The sequence below is a fragment of the uncultured Paenibacillus sp. genome, from assembly GCF_963515335.1.
Lineage (GTDB): Bacteria > Bacillota > Bacilli > Paenibacillales > Paenibacillaceae > Paenibacillus_I.
In genome coordinates this window covers 12,508-32,102 of sequence record NZ_CAUPYC010000050.1, presented here as the reverse complement: position 1 = coordinate 32,102, position 19,595 = coordinate 12,508, and the positions used below count along the sequence as shown (strand labels likewise).

Sequence of the window (19,595 nt, the reverse complement as noted above, 5' to 3'; positions counted from 1 at the left end):
TTCTTTATTTATCCAGTTCATCCACTCGAATTACACGGCTATGAATATTTCAGGTAAAGATAGGAGCCTTTTTATTTTGGTTTTTAGCTGCTGCAAGATGCTCGTTTAATAATTGGCTTGAGTCTTGCGAATTTCACCTGAAAATCGCCCAAATGGGCAGACGTGTAGCGCAATCGGCCAACCCAAGTTTCAGGCAGACAGCTTGAGTTGCTTGAGAATGTCGAAAAGAGGTTTTTTCTCCAGGGCCTGCTGATACACATAGACGATGATCTGCCCAAAGCACTCTTCCCGGATGCGGCGTACCACATCACCAAGCGTCAATTCAGACTGCTGCTCTATCCACTCCTGTCGCTGAGACTCCAGAAAGTTTTGCGTCAGGAACTGGACCGCCCAAAAACGTTGAATGCCGGTAAACGAAAGCAACTGGTATTGGTCAAAGCCCAGCAGTTCCTTGAAGTACCGATACCCCGTCTCCATGTTCCAGCGTACGTGATAGAACCTCTGAATCGTAACGAGATCCAGCGATAAATCCGTGCACAGGAGACAAACCTGCGGTTTGCTTGAGGCCGTGTATTCGTCCTTCCAGGACAGCAGCAACTTGACGTTTTCGATTTCGCTGACCGGCCCCTCATAAGGGTACACTCAGTACTTCCCCTAGGAGTCTGTCCGACGGATAAAATAATTTGTCCTCTTACCCGGTGACGACCCTCGATTATTTGGATTTTTATGTTAATTATCGGCTTGGTTTTCACTTGATGCATGGTTTTCGGCGTATGACTTCCCTTTGCTTTTATCCCTTCATGCTGCGTTTTTTCGTTTTTGGGCAGACTTCTCCCGTTTGTACTGTGTAGCCTTTTTGGGATATTTAACGGAATGCAACTTACGTAGATTGTAACTGATCGTCAATAGAGTAAATTCGCCGGCGACCTTACTCTCACCGCGCAAATGGAACTGGCGAAAGCCTTGCACTTCTTTCATTTCGCCCCATGAAAAGAGGCATTTTCCTTCTATTAAATGATTGGTTTATATAATTATTTCAAGTTCTGTCCGTTTCGTCGGACAGGCTCTTAGGTCTTAGAAAACCCAGGAAACCTATTCTTGGTGTGGAGTTAGCCGGAGAGATTGAAGCCATAGGCAAAGACGTAAAACTGTAGAAAAAGGGCACAAAAAGGGCAATATAGTCATCACGGTAAAGCATGATAACAAAATCTAACAAAGCACTGCACCCATGGTTGGAGTTATATGCCGTCCAATTCATCCGGCGTTACCGCTGAGGGAGCTTGCAAATAAAAATCCCCAATCCTGTCGCCAATCGGCAAAGGAATAGGGATTTTTTGCGCTTTTCGCGCTGCGTTGTTATCCGGCGTTAGCGTTAACTTTCCGGCAGGCCCGGAGCATAGTAGTTGGCGATCTCGTTATCCGTCTTTTTCACGCCGAGCGGAATGTCGTTCGGGTCGCTTTCAGGCTTGCCGGCGGGTACTTCCGGAAGCGGAATGCCTTGCATGAGCAAACTGGGTTCGCGAACTCGTGCGTTATTTCGCCGCAGTAATTGCCGTCGGCCGGACAAGCCCTTTCTTGTACACATCGTCCCAGAAGCAGGCTATATCATCGCAATTGGATTGCGAGAGCCGGTGGGAGATTTGAAAGATCGGGAGGCTCGGATCGGCATAAAAGGTCGTTTCATAGAAGGAGCAACGGTCGAATTCAAAATCGGCCGACGTAATGAAAATCCTGCAGTTTTTAAACGTGCAGCCGATAAAATTGTAGCCGTCGAATACAATCGTCTCGTTCTCAAACTTCTGGTTCATAATCAGTTCCATTTGCATCGCTCCTATTCTTTGGTGAGACAACGAAATCCATAGTATCAGAGAATCGTTGAAATGTTTGTCGCAAAGTGCGTCCGGTTGACGCATATTTATCGACAGGGACTATGCGGGACGAACGCCTATCGTTTCGGATGCATACAATGCAGCGTTAGCAATGTATTTCGGAGAGGGTGTTTGCGGGTGCAAATCCAATTGGTTCCTCTGCATTGGGTCTATTTGGCGTTCATTGTGCTGATTCTGGGCTTCATGGTCAAACGGCGCGATACGACGATGGTGTGCGTCGCGGGTATTTTCGGCCTCGGCTTGCTCGCCACCGAAACGTTGAGCGGTTCGGTCTCCGGCGTGTTCAACAGCTTTATTTATGCGACGAAAGAGCTGCTGGGCACGATTTTCATCATATCGGTCATCGTGTCCATGAGCCGCGTGCTCATCCATACCGGGGTGAATGAGATGATGGTCGCTCCGTTGACCCGCTTTCTGCGGACGCCGGCGCTCGCGTTCTGGGGGATCGGCTTGATTATGATGGTCACCTCGTGGTTTTTCTGGCCGTCTCCGGCGGTCGCCCTGATCGGGGCGGTTCTCGTGCCGGCTGCCGCGCGTGTCGGATTGCCGGCGCTCGGGGCGGCCGTCGCCATGAACCTGTTCGGGCACGGCATTGCGCTGTCCGGCGACTATATCATACAGGGCGCTCCGAAGCTGACGTCCGATGCCGCAGGCATTCCGATCGAACAGGTGATGGAAGCGAGCATCCCGCTTGTACTGGTCATGGGGCTGGTGACGACGGTGGCCGCTTTCTGGACGATGCGCAGGGATATGCGTAACCATACTTGGCGGGACGGGTTGGTAGCTCACGACGCCAATCATGGAACAGCTGCGCTTTCTGCAAATCAACGGCCGGATCCCCGGATCAAGCTGTCCGCAGGCGCGAAAAAGTGGCTGGCGATCGTCATTCCGGCGCTTCTGGCGGCGGATGTGGCGGCGATGTTTCTGCTGGATCTGCAGGGCGGCGACGCCACCGCTCTGATCGGCGGCACGGCGCTGTTGATCATGGTCGGGGTGTCGTTGTTCGCGCATGGCGGCAAGGCGTTTGAGCGGACGACGGAGTATTTGACGGAGGGCTTTCTGTTCGGGTTCAAGGTGTTCGGGCCGGTCATTCCGATTGCGGCTTTCTTCTATCTCGGCGACGCCGCTTTCACGGAGCTGTTCGGCAGCCAGCTTCCGGAAGGCTCTCACGGGATCGTGAACGATATCGGTGTAGCGCTGGCCGACAACGTACCGCTCAACGCGGCGATCGGCGCGGTTACGCTGACCGTCATCGGTGCAATCACCGGACTTGACGGATCGGGCTTCTCCGGTATCGCGCTCGCCGGCTCTATTGGCCAGCTGTTTGCGACCGCGATCGGTTCCGGCGGAGCCACGCTTACCGCGCTCGGTCAGGTATCGGCCATATGGGTCGGCGGCGGCACGCTCGTTCCCTGGGCTTTGATCCCCGCGGCGGCAATTTGCGGCGTCAGTCCGTTCGAGCTGGCACGCCGCAATCTGAAGCCGGTGCTGATCGGCCTGGCAGTGACGACCATTGTGGCGATGTTTATGATCTGACCGGTTTCGGTATGTGATGAGCGGGATCGATGCGGGGTGCCGGCAGAAGTAGCATGTGTGGTGCCTCGGAGTATGTCGAAAATTCCCCTTATGAGCATTATCCCCTTTAGACAGGATGAATAGGTTCACGAATTTCCTTATGAGCATTATCCCTTTCAAACAGGCCGCCGAGTCATTGAAATTTCCTTATAAGCGATATCCTTGTCATTTACGACGTCTGAAGTTGCATAAACCCTCACAAAATCGTCAGTCGAACTTTGCTGCGTGCCAACGGGATAAACGATTTCGCAATCCTGAGTGAAGAGGATATTGAGGAAAATGATGAGGAGACACGACTCCTGAGAGAAAGGGATAATGCTTAGAGGCGTTCGCAAGCTGCTATGTTCCTGATACAAGGGGATAATGCTTATAAGGAGTTCGGAGGCAGTATCCCGTACACGAAAATACCAGTTCCAAGCAGAAATTCCCACTCGGAATGTTTCCGTCAAACGTATGGGAAACGGAGCGGAAGCGGAAACGGTAACGAATCAGTCATGAAACAGGAGGTTGCCGTGCCCAGGCTGTTGTCCGACTGTACGGAGGCGAAAGCCGGGTTTGCCTGGACGCAAAGGTTCGGCTATCAAGCGAAAAGGGCAGTCACGCCGCAGATCGTCTGCGCGGTGACTGCCCTTTTCGCTGTAACGCCGCGGCGCAGGCCTTCACGCCAACGCTTTGCGGAACTCCTTGGTCAGCAGCGGGACGACCTCGAACAAATCGCCCACGATGCCGTAATCGGCTATTTTGAAGATCGGCGCCTCCGGGTCTTTGTTGACGGCGATGATGATGCGCGACTGGCTCATGCCGGCCAAATGCTGAATCGCGCCGCTGATGCCGCAGGCGATATAGATTTCCGGCGTCACGACCTTGCCGGTCTGTCCGATCTGCAGCGCGTAGTCGCAGTAGCCGGCGTCGCAGGCTCCCCTCGACGCGCCGACGGCGCCGCCGAGCAGCTCGGCCAGTTCCTCAAGCGGCTTGAATCCGTCTCGGCTTTTGACGCCGCGGCCGCCGGAGACGACGATTTTCGCTTCCGTCAGATCGACCTTGCCGGACGTTTTGCGCACCACGTCTTTGACGACCGTGCGCAGGGAGGAAGGCGCCGCATAGTCGTGCTTTACGATATTCGCCGGTCCGGAACCGGAACCGGTATCGGAAGCCGCGGCCGCGGGGATGTTGTTGGGCCGCACGGTTACGACCCACGGCGTCGTGCCGCGGAACACTTTTTTCTCGAACGCCTTGCCCGCATAGAGCGGCCTTGTGAACACCGTTTCGTCGCCGCTGCGCTCCACGGCGATCACATCAGACAGCTGGCCGGCCTTCAGCCTGGCGGCCAGCGCGGGAGCCAGATCGCGGCCGAGCGCCGTATGGCCGAGGAACACGGCATCCGGTTTGACGGTGCCGCACAGCGCATCCAGCGCGTGCAAATAAGCTTCCGGATTGTAATGCTCCAAAGACGCGTCCTCAATGACATGAATGTCGGACACCGGATAGCCGGCCAGCGATTCGGCGATTGCCCCCGCATTGCGGCCGATCAGGACGGCCGCGATCCGCGCGCCGCGGTTGTCCGAGGCGATCATAGCCGCCTGAAGCGCTTCCAAAGCAACCTGGCGCAGCTTGCCCCCGCGCTGCTCCGCGATTACGAGATAGGTTCCGCTCATCAGGATTCCTCCTTGTAGGCAATGAATGATTCCATTAACCGATCATTGTGAGCTGCTTCCAATTTCCGCAATAGCGGGGCTCACATCGCCTTGGGCGGAGCGCGGCCGCTCACAGCGCATTCGACTGCGTGCGCAGCAGTTCGACCAGCTTGGCGGCCTGCTGAGGCAGCTCGCCCTGCAAAATTTGTCCGGCCTGTCTGGCCGGCGGCAGGGACAGCGACGTGCGGGCCGTTCGGGCTTCGAGCCGCTCCGCGCTCAACCCGAGGTCGTTCGCCGTCAGCTGCTTAAACGGCTTTTTCTTCGCCTTCATAATGCCCGGTAGCGACGGGTAGCGCGGCTCGTTCAGCCCTTGCTGGGCGGTGAACACGGCCGGGAGCGCGACGTCCAGCGTTTCGAGATCGCCCTCCGCATCGCGCCGGACGACGGCGGAGCCGCCAGTCGCCTCCAGCTTGACGATGGAGGAGACATGAGGGACGCCGAGCAGCTCGGCGAGACGAACGGCCACCTGTCCGGCGCCGTTGTCGACGGAGAAGTTGCCGCCGAGAATGAGATCGTAGTCCTTATCCGCGAAAAAAGCGGCCAGCGCTTCGGAGACGGCATATTCGTCCGCCAGCCGGTCGTCCGAGATGAGCACCGCTTCGTCCGCTCCCATGGCGAGGGCGGTGCGCAGCGCCTCGGCGGCCCGATCGGGCCCGACGGATACGACCGTTACCTGGCCGCCTGACTGCTCCTTCAGCCGGATCGCTTCCTCCACGGCGTATTCATCGTAAGGATTGATGACGAATTTGACGCCGTCCTCGGACACGGCGCCCTCCCGGATCACAATTTTCTCCTCGGTATCGAACGTTTGCTTCAGCACCACATACACATTCATGCTCCATGCTCCTTCCGATTGCGGGATATCGTTTCATTAAGGCCGGAGAGCCCTAAGGAAAAACGCGACGGTGCCTTCGATCTGCGCGGCGAGCGAATATTTGCGCCCGGATATGAGCCAGGAGGTGACGACCTCGTCCATCGCCCCGAATATAAGCAGCCGGCTCAGCTTGACGTCCAGATCGCCGCGGAACGTGCCTTCCTCGATGCCTTGAACGAGCACCGATTCGATCAATACGATGTACGGCTTGACCGCCTGGCCGATCGCCTTGCGCAGCTCCAGCGAGCTTTGGCGCAGCTCGATCTGGGTGACGTAGGCCAGCTCCGGATTGCGCTCGAGCTCGGTGTAGTGGATCTCGCATATTTTGCGCAGCGCCTCGCCGGCATTCGCCGATTCCTCGACGCTTTCCCTGAACTTGCCGACCAGCTCGCCGAGGCGCTCGCGGAACAAGGAGATGAGAATATCCTCTTTGTTTTTAAAATATAAGTATATCGTGCCGTCGGCCACGCCGGCTTCCCGCGCGATTCTGGAAACCTGTGAGCCGTAATAGCCCGTGTCGGCAAACACTTTGACGGCTGCATCGAGGATCAAATCGTATTTGTTGATTTTTTTGCTTGTCATGACCGCACCCCGGTGATAAAATTCATATCAAGAAATGAATGAATGGTCATTCATTTTTGATAACTCCATCTTATGAAATCCGCCGCCGGTTGTCAACGCTCACGCACAAAATTCGGAAATTAAATAAGTTGAGAGTCAACCGAAAACCGTGAATTGTAAGGGCTTACACCCCACTGATTGCTACACATCATTAATATGCGAAAGGATGGGTGCTCATGTTCTGGTCATGGCTGCATGCCTTATTGTTTTTGGCGGTCGTGGGATACGCCCTTTCTCTTTTCTGCCGGGCCGTTTATCACCGCTGCCTGTATATGATGCTCGGGCAGCCCGCAGACAAGCCGTTCGACTGGAAAATGCGGACGCGGGAGCTGGTCGCCCAGGCGTTCGGCCACACGAAGCTGCTGAAGGACAGGAAGAGCGGCATCATGCACCTCGTCATTTTCTACGGTTTCATTATTCTCCAGTTCGGCGCGCTCGACCTGATCTACATGGGGTTCACCGGCGGGCGGCATCTGCCGATTCCGGGCTACCCGGCGTTCGCGCTCACGCAGGAGATTACGGTCATGCTGGTACTCCTCGCGACGGGCTACGCGGCTTACCGGCGTTACGGGGAAAAGCTCAAGCGGCTGAAAAAAGGCTGGAAGCCGGCGATCGTGCTTTTCTTCATATCGGGGCTGATGCTGTCGGTGCTCCTGTCGCTCGGGTTCGTGCGGGTGTGGCTGGGGGAGGGGGCATCGGCCTATGCGCCGTTCTCTTCCCTTATTGCGGCCGTGTTCGGCGGGCTGCCCGCCGGGGCGGCGAAGGCGCTTTTCTTCGTCGCATGGTGGGCGCATCTGATCATCCTGCTGTCCTTTCTCGTATACATTCCGCAATCGAAGCATTTTCATATCCTTGCCGCGCCGGTCAATATTTTTTTGCGCCGCAGGGAGCCGGTCGGGCGTCTCCGCAAGCTGGACCTGGAGGACGAGGAGGCCGAGTCGTTCGGCGCCGGCAGGATCGAGGATTTTACGCGCAAGCAGATGCTCGATTTCTACGCTTGCGTCGAATGCGGCCGCTGCACGAACGTATGCCCGGCCTCGAACACCGGCAAGGCGCTGTCGCCGATGCATCTGATCGTCAAGCTCAGAGATCATCTGACGGAAAAGGGCGCCGCCGTTACGTCCAGGTCGCCGTGGCAGCCGGCATTCGCCTTCCCGGCGGGCGGCGGCGCGCATGCCGTAACGGCTGCGGAAACCGCCGCGCCGGACTGGCGGCCGGACAACGGCATCACGGACATCGGGCCGACGCTCGCCTGGCAGAAAGCGGCGTGGCAGCCCGCGGCGAAGAAGGCCCCGCAGGAGCTGCAGCTGATCGGCGACGTCATGACCGAGGATGAAATCTGGGCCTGCACGACCTGCCGCAACTGCGAGGACCAATGCCCGGTCGGCAACGAGCATGTCGACAAGATCGTCGACCTTCGCCGCTATCTCGTCCTGATGGAAGGCAGCGTACCGCATGAAGGCCAGCGCGCGATGCAGAACATCGAGCGGCAGGGCAACCCGTGGGGCCTCAGCCGCAGCGACCGCGGCAAATGGACCGGCGACATCGACGGCATTCCCGTGCCGACCGTCAGGGAGAACCCCGGCTTCGAGGTGCTGTTCTTCGTCGGCTCGATGGGCTCGTATGACAACCGGACGCGCAAGGTGTCCCGCGCGCTGGTGCGGCTGCTGAACGAAGCGGGCGTATCGTTCGCGATTCTCGGCAACGAGGAGCGGAACTCCGGCGACACCCCGCGCCGGATGGGGAACGAGATGCTGTTCCAGCAGCTGTGCGCCGAGAACATCGGGACGTTCAACAAATACGGCGTCAAGAAGATCGTGACCGCTTGTCCGCACACGTTCAACACGCTCAAAAACGAATATCCCGAATTCGGGCTGGAGGGGGTGGAAGTCATTCATCATACGCAGCTGCTTGCCGAGCTGGTGCGCGGCGGCAAGCTGAAGCCGGTTAACGAAATGAACGAACGCATCACGTACCACGATTCCTGCTACCTGGGGCGGTATAACGGCGTTTACGAGGCGCCCCGCGACATTTTGCGGGCGATCCGCGGCGTAGAGCTCGTTGAAATGGAGCGCTCGCGCGAGAACGGCATGTGCTGCGGCGCGGGCGGCGGCATGATGTGGATGGAGGAGACGGCCGGCAAACGCGTCAACACGGCGCGCACCGAGCAGGCGCTGGAAACGAAGCCGACGATGATCGGCAGCGCTTGCCCGTATTGCCTGACGATGCTGGAGGACGGAACGAAGCAGAAGGAAGTCGAAGAGCGCGTCAAGACGCTCGATGTCGCGGAAATATTGGCGCGCGCCGTTCTCGGCGGCACCGCTGCGGCTGTTTCCGCTGTGCGTGAACCGATTACCGAACGGGAGGCATGAACCTATGGCCATGAAAATTTCAAAGGCGGCCGTCATCGGCTCCGGCGTCATGGGGGCGGGCATCGCGGCCCATCTGGCGAACGCCGGCATTCCCTGCTTGCTGCTCGACATCGTGCCGGCTTCCCTTACGCCGGACGAGGAAGCGAAGGGGTTGACGACCGATCATCCGGCCGTGCGCAGCCGGCTGGCGGCCGCCGCAATCGCGCGTCTGGGCCAGACGAAGCCTGCGCCGCTCTATGACGAGGCGTTCGCGGGGCGGATTACGCCGGGCAATCTCGAGGACGACCTGGCAAAGATCAAGGATGCCGACTGGATTATCGAGGCCGTCGTGGAGAACCTGGCGGTCAAGCGGGAACTGCTGCGCAAAATCGAGGCCCATTGGCAGCCGGGCACGATCGTCAGCTCCAATACGTCAGGCATTTCGATCAACGCCATGGCGGAAGGCTGCGGCGCGGAATTCCGGAACCATTTTCTCGGCACCCATTTCTTCAATCCGCCGCGCTATATGAAGCTGCTCGAGATCATTCCCGGCGAGACGACCGATCCGGCGATCGTCGACGGGATGAAGTCGTTCTGCGAGCGCACGCTCGGCAAAGGCGTCGTTGTGGCGAAGGACACGCCGAATTTCATCGCGAACCGGATCGGCACGTACGGGCTGCTTGTCACGCTGCAGGCGATGGAGGGCGGCGGCTTCACCGTCGAGGAGGTGGACGCCGTCACCGGACCGGCGATGGGCCGGCCGAAAAGCGCGACCTTCCGGACGCTGGACCTGGTTGGATTGGACACCTTCGTGCATGTGGCGAATAACGTATATGACAAGGTAGAAGAGGGTGCGGAGAAGCTGGTTTTCGAGACGCCGCAGGTGCTGAAGGATATGGCGGCCCGCGGGTGGATCGGCGAGAAGGCCGGCCAGGGCTTTTACAAGAAGGTGAAGAGCTCCGAGGGCGGCAGCGAAATCCAATCGCTCGATCTGACGGCGATGGCGTACGCCGAGAGCGGAAAGATTTCGTCGCCTTCGCTCGAGGCCGCCAAAGCGGCGAAGGGCGCGAAGGAGAAGATTAAGGCGCTGCTCGGCGCGGGCGCGGCCGACCGTTATGCGGGGCTGGCATGGGCGATCACGAAAAAGACGCTGCTGTATTCGGCGGAAAAGCTCGGCGAGATTGCGGATTCGATCGTCGACATCGACCGCGCGATGAAGTGGGGCTTCAGCTGGGAGCTCGGCCCGTTCGAGACGTGGGACGCGATCGGGCTTCGGCGCACGGCGGAACAGATGGAAGCCGAAGGCGAGGCGGTGCCGGCCTGGGTGAAGGAGTGGCTGGCGGCCGGGAACGAATCGTTCTACCGCAAGGCGGAGGCGGAGGGAATGGGAGCGGTCTCGTTCGTTTACCAAGGCCGCTACAAGGAGGATGTTCCGCCGCCGGAGCATATCTCGCTGCGCGGCCTGAAGGAGCGCAACAAGGCGATCCGCTCGAACAGCGGCGCGAGCCTGATCGATATCGGCGACGGGGTGGCCTGCCTGGAGTTTCATTCGCCGAACAACGCGATCGGGGCCGACATTCTGACGATGATCCGGCAGAGCGTCGACGAGGTCCAGGCGAATTACGAGGCGCTGGTTATCGCGGGCGAGGGCCGCAACTTCTGCGTCGGGGCCAACCTCATGCTGCTGCTGATGGAGGCCCAGGACGAAGAATGGGACGAAGTCGACGCCATTATCCAGGTGTTTCAGAACACGATGATGAAGCTGAAGCATTCCGCCAAGCCGGTCGTGGCCGCGCCGCACCGGATGACGCTCGGCGGCGGCGTCGAGGTGTGCATGCCGGCCGACCGGGTCGTCGCCGACGCCGAGACCTATTACGGCCTCGTGGAGGTCGGCGTCGGACTGATCCCGGCAGGCGGCGGCTGCAAGGAAATGGCGCTGCGGCTCACGCAGGCCGATCCCGACCCGGAGATCGACCTGCAGCCGCACATGAACCGGGTGTTCCTGAATATCGGGACGGCCAAGGTGTCGACGAGCGCGCATGACGCCAAACGGCTCGGTTACCTGCGGCCGGCGGACCGTATCGTGATGAATGCCGACCATCGCATTTACGAGGCGAAGCAGTCCGCGCTGCGGCTCGTGCAAGCTGGTTATGAGCAGCCGCAGCCGGAGAAGATCCGCGTCATCGGCGCGGACGGCAAAGCGGTGCTCAAGCTGGGCGCCCGCGCGATGCGGGACGGCGGCTATATCAGCGACCACGATCTGCTGATCGCCGGCAAGCTGGCGCATGTGCTGGCGGGCGGCGACCTGCCGGCCGGCACGATGGTGACCGAGCAGTATATGCTCGATCTGGAGCGCGAGGCGTTCCTCAGCCTTTGCGGCGAACCGAAGACGCAGCAGCGCATGCAATACATGCTGTCCAAAGGCAAGCCGCTTCGCAATTAACCGATTCCCAAGCGAGGTGAATGAACATGAGAGAGGCTGTCATCGTAGCCGCGGCCCGCACGCCGGTCGGGCGCGCGAAGAAAGGCAGTTTGGCGCAGACGCGCGCGGAGGATTTGGGCCGCACGGTGCTGCAGGCGGTGATCGACCGGGCTCCGGGCGTGAGCAAGTCGGACGTCGAGGATATCATCATCGGCTGCGCGATGCCGGAAGGAGAGCAGGGGCTTAACTTCGCCCGCATCATGTCGCTGTACGCAGGCTTTCCGTCCACGGTGCCGGCGCTGACGATCAACCGGTTCTGCTCGTCCGGCCTGCAGTCGATCGCGTTTGCCGCAGAACGCGTCATGACGGGCAACGCCGATGTCGTGATCGCCGGCGGCGTCGAGAGCATGAGCCATGTCCCGATGACCGGCTTCAAGCCGTCCCCGCATCCGGGCATCGTGGACGAGATGCCGGACGTTTATATCGGGATGGGCCATACGGCCGAGAACGTCGCCGACCGGTTCGGCATCTCCCGCGAGGACCAGGACCGCTTCGCGGCGGACAGCCACCGCAAGGCCGCGGCCGCCCTGCAATCGGGGGCGTTCCGCGACGAAATTGTGCCGGTCGCTACAATGCTGAAGGGCTTCGGCGACAACGGCAAGCCGTGGGAGAAGCCCGTCCGGCTCGAGCAGGACGAGGGCGTGCGCCCGGATACGACGGTCGAAGCGCTGGCCAAGCTGAAGCCCGCGTTCAAAGCCGGCGGCTCCGTGACCGCGGGCAACGCCTCGCAGATGAGCGACGGCGCGGCGGCCGCGCTCGTCATGAGCCGGGAGAAGGCGGAGGAGCTCGGCCTGAAGCCCTTGGCTGCTTTCCGGTCGTTTGCGCTTGCCGGCGTCGATCCGGACATGATGGGCGTCGGCCCGGTGGAGGCGATCCCCAAGGCGCTGGCGCGCGCCGGGGTCGGCCTGGACGGCATCAAGCTGTTCGAGATCAACGAAGCGTTCGCTTCCCAATGCCTGCATGTCATCAGGGCGCTGAGCCTCGACGAATCGCTCGTGAACGTGAACGGCGGCGGCATCGCCCTCGGCCACCCGCTCGGCTGCACCGGAACGAAGCTGTCCGCCAGCCTGATCTACGAGCTGCGCCGCCGCGGCGGCGGGCTGGGTGTCGTCTCGATGTGCATCGGCGGCGGCATGGGCGCGGCCGGCGTGTTTGAAGTGTACGCCGACTGACGGTTCGCGCGGCGATTCATCGGCTGTAGACTGCAGCAGCACGCCGGCGGCGGTGCGCCGCCGCCGGCAGGCACGTTGAATAACGCATACGAAGGGGAGATGGAGCATGGCGGCGGATAAAATCATTGGCGGAAGCTTTGTCATCGATGACCCGGACGCGGGGTCGGTCGTGACACCGGAGGACTTGACGGAGGAGCAGCGCATGTTCGCCGAGACGACGAGCGACTTCGTCGAACGCGAAATACTGCCGGTCGACGAGCAGATCGAGAAGCTCGATTACGGCCTGACCGTCAAGCTGATGCGCAAGGCCGGAGAGCTCGGCCTGCTCGGCGCGGACGTGCCGGAAGCGTTCGACGGGCTCGGCCTCGACAAGATCAGCTCCACGCTGATCGGCGAGAGACTGTCGAAGGCGTCCTCGTTCGCCTTGTCGGTGGGGGCCCATGTCGGCATCGGCACGCTGCCGATCGTCTACTTCGGCACGCCGGAGCAGAAGCGCAACTATTTGCCCGACCTGGCGAGCGGCCGGAAGATTGCCGCCTACTGCCTGACCGAGCCGTCGTCGGGCTCCGACGCGCTCGGCGCGAAGGCGACCGCCAGGCTAACGGAGGACGGCGGCGCATATATATTGAATGGAGCGAAGCAGTTCATTACGAACGCCGGCTTCGCCGACATTTTCATCGTGTATGCGAAGGTGGACGGCAAGGAGTTCAGCACCTTCATCGTCGAGCGGACGATGGAAGGCGTCGGCTTCGGTCCGGAAGAGAAAAAAATGGGCATCAAAGGCTCCTCGACGCGTCCGCTCATCCTGGAGGATGTCAGGGTGCCGGCGGAGAACCTGCTTTGGGAGGTCGGCAAAGGCCACCTGATCGCCTTCAACATCCTGAACATCGGCCGCTTCAAGCTGGCGGTCGGCTGCCTCGGCGCCGCGAAGGAAGCGATCGAGATCAGCGCCAAATACGCCAACGAGCGGCAGCAGTTCGGCAGGCCGATCTCCTCGTTCCCGCTGATCGGCCGAAAGCTGGCCGAGATGAACACCCGCACCTACGTGCTGGAGAGCATGGTATACCGCACTGCGGGCCTGATGGACGCGGGTCTTGCCGGCATCGACCACAACAGCCCCGAAGCGGGGGCGCTGTCCGCCAAAGCGATTGCGGAATATGCGCTGGAGGCGTCGATCAACAAGGTGTTCGGCTCCGAGGCGCTCGACTTCGTCGCGGACGAGGGGGTGCAGATTCACGGCGGTTACGGCTATATTCAGGAGTACAAAATCGAGCGCATTTACCGCGATTCCCGGATCAACCGGCTGTTTGAAGGAACGAACGAGATCAACCGGCTGCTCATCCCCGGCACGCTGATCAAGCGCGCCATGAAGGGCGAGCTGCCGCTGCTGCAAAAAGCCCAGGCGCTCCAGGCCGAGCTGCTGGAGCTTGTGCCGGGCCGGCAGTTCGACGGCGTGCTGGAGGAAGAAACCCATCTGCTGTCGATGGCCAAAAAAATATTCCTGATGGCGGGAGGCGGTGCCGTCCGGAAATTCGGAGTCAGGCTGGAGCAGGAGCAGGAGGCGCTCAGCCATCTGGCCGACATCATGATCCAGATCTATGCGATGGAGAGCGCGCTGCTGCGGACGAAGAAGCGGCTGGAGAGCGCGGGGGAGCAGAAATGCGCAGCCGCCGTTGCGATGACGAGGGTGTTCGTCCAGGAGGCGTTCGACAAGATCGAATCGCTGGCGAAGGAAACGCTGTCGGCGGTCGAAGCCGGCGACATGCTGCGCACCCAGCTGTCGGTGCTGAAGAAGCTGACCCGCCGCACACCGGTCAATACAATCGAGTTGAAGCGGCAGGTGGCCGCGCTTGTGGTGTCGACGGAAAGGTTCGTCTGTTAGTGTCTGTCGGTTCGAGTCCAAACCAATGAGGTGATGGGTCTTGACGCAAACGCAAACGCAAAACCGCAAACCGTGGCTGTCGCATTATCCGAAGGAAGTGGCGCCGTCTTATGATTACCCGAAGCACAATGTGGCGGAATTTCTCGTGCAGGCGGCGGCGAAGTTTCCGAAGCACCCGGCGGTGCATTTTATGGGCAAGGAACTGACTTACACGGAGCTGCTCGGATGCGCTTACAAGTTCGCGAATGCGCTGCAAAGGCTTGGGGTGGCCAGGGGCGAACGGGTGGCGCTCATGCTGCCGAACTGCCCTCCCATGGTCATCGCGTATTACGGTACGCTGCTGGCCGGGGCAGTCGTCGTCATGACGAACCCGCTCTACGTGCCGCGCGAGCTTGAGCACCAGCTCAAGGATTCCGGCGCGGTGGCGATCGTGACGCTCGACCTGCTGTACCGCCGGGTGGAGGAGGTCGTGCCGAAGACGCCCGTGCGCCATACGATCGTCACGTCGATCAAGGACTATTTGCCTTTTCCCAAAAATCTGCTGTACCCGCTGAAGGTCAAGAAGGACGGCCTGAAGCGGGATGTCAGCTACGGCGCGAATGTGCAATCCTTCCTGAAGCTGCTGCACGATTCGCCCGGCACGCCTGTTCGCGCCGAGGTCGACGCAGAGAGCGAAATGGCGATGCTGCAGTATACGGGCGGCACGACCGGCATATCGAAGGGCGTCATTCTGACGCACTACAACGCGGTCGTCAACACGGTCCAGGCAAGCAAGTGGGCGTACCGAAAGGTGCCCGGCAAGGAACGCTACCTCGCCGCGCTGCCGTTTTTTCACGTGTTCGGCATGACGGTGCTGATGAACCAGTCGGTGCTGCTCGGCGGCTGCCTGATCCTGGTTCCCCGGTTCGAGGCGGGCCAAGTGCTGAAGACGATCGACAAGCAGCATCCGACCGTGTTTCCCGGCGCGCCGACGATGTATATCGCGCTGATCAACCATCCGGAGGTGCGGAAGTACGATCTGTCCTCGATCAACATTTGCATCAGCGGCGCGGCGCCTCTTCCGCTGGAGGTGCAGGAGCGGTTCGAGTCGATGACCGGCGGACGCCTGATCGAAGGCTACGGCCTGACCGAGGCGTCGCCCGTCACGCATGCCAACAACATTTGGGAGACAAGGAAGCTCGGCTCGATCGGCATTCCTTTCCCCGACACGGCGGCCAGGATCGTCGATCCCGGAACGGGAGAGGAGCTTCCACGCGGCGAGATCGGCGAGCTGGCCGTATCCGGCCCCCAGGTCATGAGAGGGTACTGGAACAGGCCGGAGGAAACCGCCAAGGTGCTGCAGGACGGCTGGCTCCGCACGGGCGACATGGCGCGGATGGACGAGGACGGCTTCTTTTACATCATGGACCGGATGAAGGATATGATCATCGCCGGCGGCTACAATATTTTCCCCCGCGAGATCGAGGAGGTGCTCTTCGAGCATCCGGACGTGGAGGAAGCGGCGGCGCTCGGCGTTCCCGACAAATACCGCGGCGAGACGGTGAAAGCGTTTGTCGTGCTCAAGGCAGGAGCTTCGCTGGAGGCCCGTGAACTCGAAAAATGGTGCCGGGAGCGCCTGGCCGCCTACAAGGTGCCGCATATGTACGAATTCCGCGACAGCCTGCCGAAGACGATGGCCGGCAAGGTGCTGCGCCGGAAGCTGCTCGAGGAGGAAGGGCCGCAGGGCCGGCCCGCGAAATAAGGCGGCCGCGCTGGGGGCAGGCCCCGGCGCGGCCGAAAAGGAGGAGATCCGCCGCGCATGAAGGACAGACATACGGCGAACGGCTATGAAAGCCTGTTTGCCAAGGCGGCCGGAACATTCTGGGGCTACACCGGCTGCGAGCTCGTCAGCATGGACGACCGCAAGGTGACGGCCGGCCTTGACGTCAAGCCCCATCATCTCAACATGCTCGGCATTGTGCATGGCGGCGTTTATTCGACGCTGCTCGATTCCGTGATGGGCTTGGCCGCCATGGCCGTCAGGCCGGAGCACACGGTGGTGACCTCCGGCCTGAATGTGCATTTTCTTGCCCCGGTCAGGAGCGGCAGGATAACGGCCGTCGCGGAGATCATCCTCGTCTCCGGCAGGACGATTATGGCCAAAGGCACGCTGACGGACGAGAGCGGCGAAATATGCTCGGCCGCGACCGCCGCGTTCCGGGTGCTCGAGAACAAAACCGGCTGACGTTACCTCGGACCTTGCTCCAGCCGGTTGATCCGCCGCTCGAGCCGGTCGACCTCATTATTGAGCCGATCCACCTGCCGCTCCAGCCGGTCTACCCTGCGCTCCAGGCTGCCGCCTCCGGGCGGTCCCGGCGGCGGAGGGAACGGCGGGCCGGGCGGATAAGGCTGGCCTCCCGAAATCGGAATGTACAGCCGTAAACCGGGGTAAATCGCATTCGGATTCGTCAGCCCGTTGGCCTGCATGATCGCCTGGACGGTCGTGCCGTACCGGGCGGCAATCGACCATAGCGTTTCGCCGGGTTGGACGGTATAGCTCATCTGCAGCATCCTCCCATCGAGAAGTTCTGAACCGATACCAATATATGTGCCCGGCGGGCGGTTTGCCTAAGGCAGCCGCCTAATTGGCGTGGATCGGAATGAGAAAGCGGAGCAATTCGAGGACGCCGGCCGAGTGGCGCCGCCTTTTTTATGATGCATAAATAAATAGGTATTGTTATTTATTGCGTCATATTATATAATTAATGTGTAATAAATAACGGTAAGCGTTTTCTGTCGGATGGATGCCAATGACCAATAACCAGGGAGGTTTGTGAGATGATGGCAAGCGATTCGAAGACGTTGGAGGCGGTTCGCGGCCCGGAGCTCGGAATGGTCCTGTGCAAATCGTGCGGAACGGTCATCGCGACCATACCGACGAACGGGGTAAAAAAAATTCATGGGCTTTGCGGCGCTCCATCGTGTGCAACCGGCAAGTAACGTCCCTTTAGTCGAGTCCAAAAAGTCTCCGACGTTCGCTGCGGGCAAGCAGCGGTCGGAGGCTTCATTCATTTTAGGTGATGGACAGCGATGAAGCGCGAATTCATGAGCCGATGCGGGATGATCAGCCGGCATGCGGCAAACGTTTGCATCCTTTGTACGCCCTGTCATAGCCTATCGGGAACCTGGTTTCAACAGAAAAATGAAAACGTTAACAATTAAAATAAATTCGAGATTTGAGTAGATACAGAGAGGAAATTTAAGAAAACGACCTGTTATGATTAAATAATCAATAAAAATCGCTTGATTTCATTATTGCAAACGCTTTTATCAATGTCGTATGATGGAAGCAAGCAAGCGGAAGCCCAATAAATTCGACGCCGTCTTTGACAAATTGAAGGCAATGCTACCTGTTGAAGGTACAACCTCGGAACCGATTAAATTACGGTGAGGTTGTGCCTTTTCTTTATTTGTTGACAATTCATTCAAACGTTTGCACTAAACCGGATTTATCGGGATGTGAATGACGCTAAGGGGGTGGGAATCGGCGGAACTGCGGATGAAATAAGGGCGGGGCGGGTTATGGAAGACATCTGTACTTGTATTTCAGAAATTCTGAAAAATTATCGAAAAGGCGGGTTGGTATCGATGAAATTGAAACGGCTGTTGGTACTTATTTTCTGTTTTACAATGGTGTTTACCCTTGCGGCATGCGGCAGTAACAATGCGGCGGGCAATAGCGGAAAAAGCGCGGCCACGAACAATTCGGGCGCCGCGAATTCCGCTGGCGACAATGCGGCGGCGGAAAACAATCAAGCTGCGGAAGAAGAGTTTAAGCCGGAGGAAGGCGCTTCCTTGATCGTGTGGGACAACAAGGACAAGGAAGGGGAGTGGTCAAAGTATGTGGCTGAACAGTTTACGAAAGAATATGGAATTCCGGTTAAGGTCGAGGAAGTCGGACACACGGATGCGCCAACCAAATTAAAAACGGACGGTCCTGCCGGTCTTGCGGCGGACGTATTCGCCGCGCCTCATGACCGTGCCGGTGGAATGGTTGCGGAAGGATTGGTTTTGGAAAACTTCTACGCCGATGAATACCAGCAGGATTTCATGGAAGCTGCGATTAACGGCACTTCAGTGAATGGTAAAATGTATGGCTACCCCACAAATATTGAGACCTACGCTTTGTTTTACAATAAAGATCTCGCGGCTCAAGCGCCCCAAACATTTGAAGAGCTTATCACCCAATCGAAAGCATTCACGGATAAATCTCAAAACAAGTACGGCTTTATGATGGAACCCGCAAACTTCTACTTTGCATACTCCATCATCGGCGGCTTCGGAGGCTATGTTTTCGGCAAGGACAACACGGATCCTGGCGATATTGGCTTGAACAATGAAGGCGCCGTGAAAGCCGGAGAATTTATGCTGCGTCTCAAAAAAGAGATTTTGCCGCTTAAGAACGAAGACATCACTTATGACGTAAAGCAATCTTTATTTAACGAAGGCAAATTGATGTTTAATATCGACGGTCCGTGGGCGGTTAAAGGCCATAAGGAAGCGGGTGTCAACTTTGGCGTAGTCCCGCTGCCGAAGCTCGAAAACGGCAAGGTTCCGACAAGCTTTTCCGGCGTTAAAGGTTTCTACGTGAACGCGTACACGAAATATCCGGAAGCCGCTTCGCTGTATGCCAAATTCGCCACCAGCGAAGAAATGCTGCTTAAGCGTTTTGAAATCACGGGCGAACTCCCGCCGCGCAAATCGTTGCTCGAGAACGAGACCATTAAAAATGACGAAATTGCCGCAGCCTTCTTGACTCAAGCGCAATTTGCCGTACCAATGCCTAATATACCGGAGATGCCTGCCGTATGGGGACCGGCGGGATCAGCTCTTGCCGCGATCTGGAACGAGCAATCCACTCCGAAGGAGGCTCTTGATTCAGGGGTGCAGCAAATCAAGGAAGCCATCAAAATTCAAAAGACAGAACAATAAGACCTCCTTAAGATCGCTTTATAAGAGCTTTGCCTTGCACCGCCCAATGTTTCCGCCGATTGGAGAACATTGGGCGGTATATGA

Annotated in this window: 17 protein-coding genes; 9 read left to right on the top strand and 8 right to left on the bottom strand. The window is 58.9% G+C overall.

Annotated features, from left to right (window positions below; all coding sequences use genetic code 11):
• Positions 1–189 precede the first annotated feature (189 nt).
• From RWM61_RS14845 to RWM61_RS14835, 4 genes are all read right to left on the bottom strand, one after another.
• On the bottom strand, positions 190–642 hold the full coding sequence (locus tag RWM61_RS14845; protein WP_314002147.1) for a hypothetical protein: 453 nt from the start codon (positions 640–642) through the stop codon (positions 190–192).
• A 156-nt stretch (positions 643–798) separates the two neighbouring features.
• On the bottom strand, positions 799–978 hold the full coding sequence (locus RWM61_RS20330) for a transposase (protein WP_399538726.1): 180 nt from the start codon (positions 976–978) through the stop codon (positions 799–801).
• A gap of 394 nt (positions 979–1,372) precedes the next feature.
• On the bottom strand, positions 1,373–1,510 hold the full coding sequence (locus RWM61_RS14840) for a hypothetical protein (RefSeq protein ID WP_314002145.1): 138 nt from the start codon (positions 1,508–1,510) through the stop codon (positions 1,373–1,375).
• A 22-nt stretch (positions 1,511–1,532) separates the two neighbouring features.
• A complete protein-coding gene (locus RWM61_RS14835; RefSeq protein WP_314002143.1) occupies positions 1,533–1,820 on the bottom strand; it encodes a hypothetical protein in 288 nt (95 codons plus the stop codon).
• A 186-nt stretch (positions 1,821–2,006) separates the two neighbouring features.
• On the opposite strand from RWM61_RS14835, the gene RWM61_RS14830 reads away from it, so the two are divergent.
• Complete coding sequence (locus RWM61_RS14830; RefSeq protein ID WP_314002141.1) at positions 2,007–3,425, top strand: hypothetical protein; 1,419 nt, start codon at positions 2,007–2,009, stop codon at positions 3,423–3,425.
• Between the two features lie 698 nt (positions 3,426–4,123).
• On the opposite strand, the gene RWM61_RS14825 is transcribed toward RWM61_RS14830, so the two are convergent.
• The 3 genes from RWM61_RS14825 to RWM61_RS14815 form a co-directional block, all read right to left on the bottom strand.
• A complete protein-coding gene (locus RWM61_RS14825) occupies positions 4,124–5,119 on the bottom strand; it encodes an electron transfer flavoprotein subunit alpha/FixB family protein (RefSeq protein ID WP_314002139.1) in 996 nt (331 codons plus the stop codon).
• Positions 5,120–5,228: 109 nt separating this feature from the next.
• Positions 5,229–5,993 carry an electron transfer flavoprotein subunit beta/FixA family protein gene (locus RWM61_RS14820; protein WP_314002137.1) on the bottom strand — a complete coding sequence of 255 codons (765 nt, stop codon included), beginning with the start codon at positions 5,991–5,993 and terminating at the stop codon, positions 5,229–5,231.
• 36 nt (positions 5,994–6,029) lie between these two features.
• Positions 6,030–6,614, bottom strand: a complete 585-nt coding sequence (locus RWM61_RS14815; protein WP_314002135.1) for a TetR/AcrR family transcriptional regulator — start codon at positions 6,612–6,614, stop codon at positions 6,030–6,032.
• 215 nt (positions 6,615–6,829) lie between these two features.
• Here RWM61_RS14815 and RWM61_RS14810 point away from each other — a divergent pair, with 215 nt between their 5' ends.
• The 6 genes from RWM61_RS14810 to RWM61_RS14785 all read left to right on the top strand — a co-directional run bounded on the left by RWM61_RS14810 (position 6,830) and on the right by RWM61_RS14785 (position 16,764).
• Positions 6,830–9,025, top strand: a complete 2,196-nt coding sequence (locus tag RWM61_RS14810) for a heterodisulfide reductase-related iron-sulfur binding cluster (protein WP_314002133.1) — start codon at positions 6,830–6,832, stop codon at positions 9,023–9,025.
• A gap of 4 nt (positions 9,026–9,029) precedes the next feature.
• Positions 9,030–11,447 carry a 3-hydroxyacyl-CoA dehydrogenase/enoyl-CoA hydratase family protein gene (locus RWM61_RS14805; protein WP_314002131.1) on the top strand — a complete coding sequence of 806 codons (2,418 nt, stop codon included), beginning with the start codon at positions 9,030–9,032 and terminating at the stop codon, positions 11,445–11,447.
• A gap of 26 nt (positions 11,448–11,473) precedes the next feature.
• Complete coding sequence (locus RWM61_RS14800; RefSeq protein WP_314002130.1) at positions 11,474–12,658, top strand: acetyl-CoA C-acyltransferase; 1,185 nt, start codon at positions 11,474–11,476, stop codon at positions 12,656–12,658.
• Positions 12,659–12,764: 106 nt separating this feature from the next.
• On the top strand, positions 12,765–14,540 hold the full coding sequence (locus RWM61_RS14795; RefSeq protein WP_314002128.1) for an acyl-CoA dehydrogenase family protein: 1,776 nt from the start codon (positions 12,765–12,767) through the stop codon (positions 14,538–14,540).
• A 40-nt stretch (positions 14,541–14,580) separates the two neighbouring features.
• Positions 14,581–16,281, top strand: coding sequence for a long-chain fatty acid--CoA ligase (locus RWM61_RS14790; protein WP_314002126.1), 1,701 nt, complete (start codon positions 14,581–14,583; stop codon positions 16,279–16,281).
• A 57-nt stretch (positions 16,282–16,338) separates the two neighbouring features.
• Positions 16,339–16,764 (top strand): PaaI family thioesterase, encoded by a 426-nt coding sequence (locus RWM61_RS14785; RefSeq protein ID WP_314002124.1) that lies wholly within the window; start codon positions 16,339–16,341, stop codon positions 16,762–16,764.
• Between the two features lie 2 nt (positions 16,765–16,766).
• Here RWM61_RS14785 and RWM61_RS14780 read toward each other — a convergent pair whose 3' ends face one another.
• Entirely contained in the window at positions 16,767–17,081 is a 315-nt protein-coding gene (locus RWM61_RS14780; RefSeq protein WP_314002122.1) for a LysM domain-containing protein, read from the bottom strand.
• A 276-nt stretch (positions 17,082–17,357) separates the two neighbouring features.
• Here RWM61_RS14780 and RWM61_RS14775 point away from each other — a divergent pair, with 276 nt between their 5' ends.
• Positions 17,358–17,519 (top strand): GapA-binding peptide SR1P, encoded by a 162-nt coding sequence (locus RWM61_RS14775; protein WP_314002120.1) that lies wholly within the window; start codon positions 17,358–17,360, stop codon positions 17,517–17,519.
• A gap of 519 nt (positions 17,520–18,038) precedes the next feature.
• Positions 18,039–19,511, top strand: coding sequence for a maltose ABC transporter substrate-binding protein (locus RWM61_RS14770; RefSeq protein ID WP_314002118.1), 1,473 nt, complete (start codon positions 18,039–18,041; stop codon positions 19,509–19,511).
• The last annotated feature ends 84 nt before the right edge of the window (positions 19,512–19,595 follow it).

Excerpts from the sequence above, each read along its gene's own strand:
- RWM61_RS20330 (WP_399538726.1), bottom strand. The coding sequence starts at position 978 with ATGAAAGAAGTGCAAGGCTTTCGCCAGTTCCATTTGCGCGGTGAGAGT.
- RWM61_RS14835 (WP_314002143.1), bottom strand. The coding sequence starts at position 1,820 with ATGGAACTGATTATGAACCAGAAGTTTGAGAACGAGACGATTGTATTC.
- RWM61_RS14825 (WP_314002139.1), bottom strand. The coding sequence starts at position 5,119 with ATGAGCGGAACCTATCTCGTAATCGCGGAGCAGCGCGGGGGCAAGCTG.
- RWM61_RS14820 (WP_314002137.1), bottom strand. The coding sequence starts at position 5,993 with ATGAATGTGTATGTGGTGCTGAAGCAAACGTTCGATACCGAGGAGAAA.
- RWM61_RS14815 (WP_314002135.1), bottom strand. The coding sequence starts at position 6,614 with ATGACAAGCAAAAAAATCAACAAATACGATTTGATCCTCGATGCAGCC.
- RWM61_RS14810 (WP_314002133.1), top strand. The coding sequence starts at position 6,830 with ATGTTCTGGTCATGGCTGCATGCCTTATTGTTTTTGGCGGTCGTGGGA.
- RWM61_RS14805 (WP_314002131.1), top strand. The coding sequence starts at position 9,030 with ATGGCCATGAAAATTTCAAAGGCGGCCGTCATCGGCTCCGGCGTCATG.
- RWM61_RS14800 (WP_314002130.1), top strand. The coding sequence starts at position 11,474 with ATGAGAGAGGCTGTCATCGTAGCCGCGGCCCGCACGCCGGTCGGGCGC.
- RWM61_RS14795 (WP_314002128.1), top strand. The coding sequence starts at position 12,765 with ATGGCGGCGGATAAAATCATTGGCGGAAGCTTTGTCATCGATGACCCG.
- RWM61_RS14785 (WP_314002124.1), top strand. The coding sequence starts at position 16,339 with ATGAAGGACAGACATACGGCGAACGGCTATGAAAGCCTGTTTGCCAAG.
- RWM61_RS14780 (WP_314002122.1), bottom strand. The coding sequence starts at position 17,081 with ATGAGCTATACCGTCCAACCCGGCGAAACGCTATGGTCGATTGCCGCC.
- RWM61_RS14775 (WP_314002120.1), top strand. The coding sequence starts at position 17,358 with ATGATGGCAAGCGATTCGAAGACGTTGGAGGCGGTTCGCGGCCCGGAG.